At 44.3% G+C, this 3,305-nt stretch carries 1 protein-coding gene, 2 tRNA genes, 2 rRNA genes and 1 other annotated feature; all 5 genes read left to right on the top strand.

Annotation, left to right across the window (positions count from 1 at the left end; translation table 11 throughout):
• Positions 1-5: 5 nt before the first annotated feature.
• Positions 6-879 (top strand) — a sequence feature (23S ribosomal RNA rRNA prediction is too short).
• A gap of 106 nt (positions 880-985) precedes the next feature.
• The 5 genes from rrf (MED222_RS07520) (at position 986) to MED222_RS07540 (ending at position 3,030) form a co-directional block, all read left to right on the top strand.
• A 5S ribosomal RNA gene (gene rrf / locus MED222_RS07520) occupies positions 986-1,101 on the top strand.
• Positions 1,102-1,140: 39 nt separating this feature from the next.
• Positions 1,141-1,217 (top strand) — tRNA-Thr (locus MED222_RS07525).
• A gap of 42 nt (positions 1,218-1,259) precedes the next feature.
• Positions 1,260-1,375 (top strand): 5S ribosomal RNA (gene rrf / locus MED222_RS07530).
• Between the two features lie 30 nt (positions 1,376-1,405).
• Positions 1,406-1,482: transfer RNA gene (locus MED222_RS07535), tRNA-Asp, on the top strand.
• A gap of 1,152 nt (positions 1,483-2,634) precedes the next feature.
• Complete coding sequence (locus tag MED222_RS07540; protein WP_009847710.1) at positions 2,635-3,030, top strand: DUF2391 family protein; 396 nt, start codon at positions 2,635-2,637, stop codon at positions 3,028-3,030.
• Positions 3,031-3,305 lie beyond the last annotated feature (275 nt).

The following is a 3,305-nucleotide window of genomic DNA, read 5'->3' as shown; positions in this document are numbered from 1 at the left end:
AATTGAAATCGCTGTGAAGATGCAGTGTACCCGCGGCTAGACGGAAAGACCCCGTGAACCTTTACTACAGCTTGGCACTGAACATTGAACCTACATGTGTAGGATAGGTGGGAGACTATGAAATTGCGTCGCTAGATGTGATGGAGTCGTCCTTGAAATACCACCCTTGTAGTTTTGATGTTCTAACGTTGGTCCCTGAATCGGGATTACGGACAGTGCCTGGTGGGTAGTTTGACTGGGGCGGTCTCCTCCCAAAGAGTAACGGAGGAGCACGAAGGTGGGCTAAACACGGTTGGACATCGTGTGGTTAGTGCAATGGCATAAGCCCGCTTGACTGCGAGAATGACAATTCGAGCAGGTGCGAAAGCAGGTCATAGTGATCCGGTGGTTCTGAATGGAAGGGCCATCGCTCAACGGATAAAAGGTACTCCGGGGATAACAGGCTGATACCGCCCAAGAGTTCATATCGACGGCGGTGTTTGGCACCTCGATGTCGGCTCATCACATCCTGGGGCTGAAGTCGGTCCCAAGGGTATGGCTGTTCGCCATTTAAAGTGGTACGCGAGCTGGGTTTAGAACGTCGTGAGACAGTTCGGTCCCTATCTGCCGTGGGCGTTGGAAAATTGAAAGGGGCTGCTCCTAGTACGAGAGGACCGGAGTGGACGAACCTCTGGTGTTCGGGTTGTCATGCCAATGGCATTGCCCGGTAGCTAAGTTCGGAATCGATAACCGCTGAAAGCATCTAAGCGGGAAGCGAGCCTTGAGATGAGTTTTCCCTGGCACTATAAGTGTCCTAAAGGGTTGTCGTAGACTACGACGTTGATAGGCAGGGTGTGTAAGTGCTGCGAGGCATTGAGCTAACCTGTACTAATTGCCCGTGAGGCTTAACCATACAACACCCAAGGGGTTTTGTGGACTCAAAGAAATACCAAACGCTTGAATGAGTTTAATGAGAATTTAACAGCTTTCCGAATTTTAAAATTTGCTTGGCGACCATAGCATTGTGGACCCACCTGATTCCATGCCGAACTCAGAAGTGAAACACAATAGCGCCGATGGTAGTGTGGGGCTTCCCCATGTGAGAGTAGGACATCGCCAGGCTTTAAATTTTTAGAGTCGTTTTTAAACGGTTCTAGAACTGCTGATATAGCTCAGCCCGGTAGAGCGCACCCTTGGTAAGGGTGAGGTCCCCAGTTCGAGTCTGGGTATCAGCACCACTATTTAGTTGATTCGATTTATCGAGTTAACAACAGAATTTGTTTGACGACCATAGCATTGTGGACCCACCTGATTCCATGCCGAACTCAGAAGTGAAACACAATAGCGCCGATGGTAGTGTGGGGCTTCCCCATGTGAGAGTAGGACATCGTCAGGCTTAAATTGCATTATGCTGAATAGACACTGCGGAGTGGTAGTTCAGTTGGTTAGAATACCGGCCTGTCACGCCGGGGGTCGCGGGTTCGAGTCCCGTCCACTCCGCCACTTATTAGAAAGCCTAGTCTTATGACTAGGCTTTCGTCGTTTCTGGATACGATAATTTTGTCTTCGAGCAACGAGTCCCGGTCGCCTGCGACCCCAAGCACTCCACCATTTATAAGAAGTCTCGCTAGAAATCGCGGGGCTTTTTGCATCTAAATTATAGTGTTCGCCCTTCCATTGAATGACTTTTACACAAGGTTTGCGCGTAACCCATGACGCCTAGTTAACGTGTCCCATTATTCTGTTATTTATTAGAAAGTCTAACTCTACGATTAGAGTCTTTTTATTTGTATTTTCTACACCAGTTGTTATTTGAAACGAGCATGTGTTTCACAAACGCATATAGCTTTAAGCTTAGCACTCAAATACTCGAGCTATGCGACGTTGTAAGTCAGGTTAATGAGACTGTTCTGACTCAGCTGTATCCATTCAATATCGAAGTTATATAAGGCTTACAACTCATCCTATGTGCCCTGCGTTCGCAGATGTTTGCTTTATCAAGCGAGTGCACTTTAGTATTAGTTAACAGCCCTTCGTCTACGATACCTGACTTCTGTTTTTCTCTGTGAATCTAGAGGGTACTTCTGATGTGTAATTAGGAATCGATCATGGATGTTTCTGCTAAGAGCGCTATAGCCCTTAATGAGGTGACTTCATCCTCTTGTTATTCATTAAGCTTAAACCACTCTTAATTGTATTGAGCACCCTGTTTGAAAAGTATCTCAAAGGGGAATTGGACTATATTTCAGGTTGAAGGAGAAAGTCGCTAGATTAAGGGCCCAAATTGGTGCCGGTGGGATACATATGCTAAGAAATAGAGAATTTCTCGTATTCGTGCAGTGATATTTATTATCCAATCAGATCGAGACTCTCTGGCTCTAGGTTCAGGTATCTTAGGAGATGTTTACCGGTCTCTTTTCTACTCTGATGTGTTTGTTGACTCGATATGAATTAGTTATGTTGACCACTTTACTCTGAACATATTGATTTCTTGCTGGTTAATTCAAGCTATGTTTTGGCTATTGCGACTAATATTAAGCTAGAAGGGCGTTATCGTTCACTTGGTAAGAATAGACTCAAAAAAAGATCATCGGGTGATATTTTAGTGATTATTTTAACAAATAGATAAAGCCTTAAAAGCTAATGGGGCGAACTATGAAATTAAGCTTTAACTTTGAAGATGCCAGTCAGATCTTTGTAGGATCTTTTGCTTTGGCTGTACCGATTTCTTTTTCCGAAGAAGCCTGGAAGTTAGGGGAGACTTTGCCTACTGCTAATCTGTTGCTGCTATTTTTATTATCAGCTGTGTTCTTAGGCTTTTATACTTATGAAAGTGTCTTTCAAAAAAATGTTGTTGCGCGCATGCCGGTGTTTATTTTCAGAATTGTTATTGCTTATGCTATGACGGCGTTGGTAGTTGCTTTGGTCCTGACATGTTTGGATAAGTTGCCTCTATTAAGCGATCCAATAGTCTCGTTTAAACGTGTCATTGTTATATCAATGCCCGCGTCTATGGGGGCTATTATAGTGGATAGTTTCGATAAAGAGTGAAACTGTATATCACCCAGGTTAAGTCATCAACAGAGCCATTCTGGCGCTTAGTTGGTTCACTCTTAGATAACACAAGTAGCAAGCTCGCTAGAAAGGTTTCGACATGTCGTTGGGCGATTAAAGCTAAATCAAAAGAGTAAAGCCTAATTGTTTTACAAGAAAATTAAGACTGAGAGTTTCTGTACTGAATGAGCGATTAGAAAGGTGAGGGGGATGGAGGTACGCTAGGATCTTTAGATGCAAAAAAGCCGCATCAATGATGCGGCTTTCTTTAA

Source organism: Vibrio sp. MED222, from assembly GCF_000153005.1.
GTDB classification, from domain to species: domain Bacteria; phylum Pseudomonadota; class Gammaproteobacteria; order Enterobacterales; family Vibrionaceae; genus Vibrio; species Vibrio tasmaniensis_A.
Note: the sequence above shows the minus strand (reverse complement) of the source record. Positions and strands in the feature narration are given on the sequence as shown.

Coding starts and splice junctions, on each gene's coding strand:
- MED222_RS07540 (WP_009847710.1), top strand. CDS start 2,635: ATGAAATTAAGCTTTAACTTTGAAGATGCCAGTCAGATCTTTGTAGGA.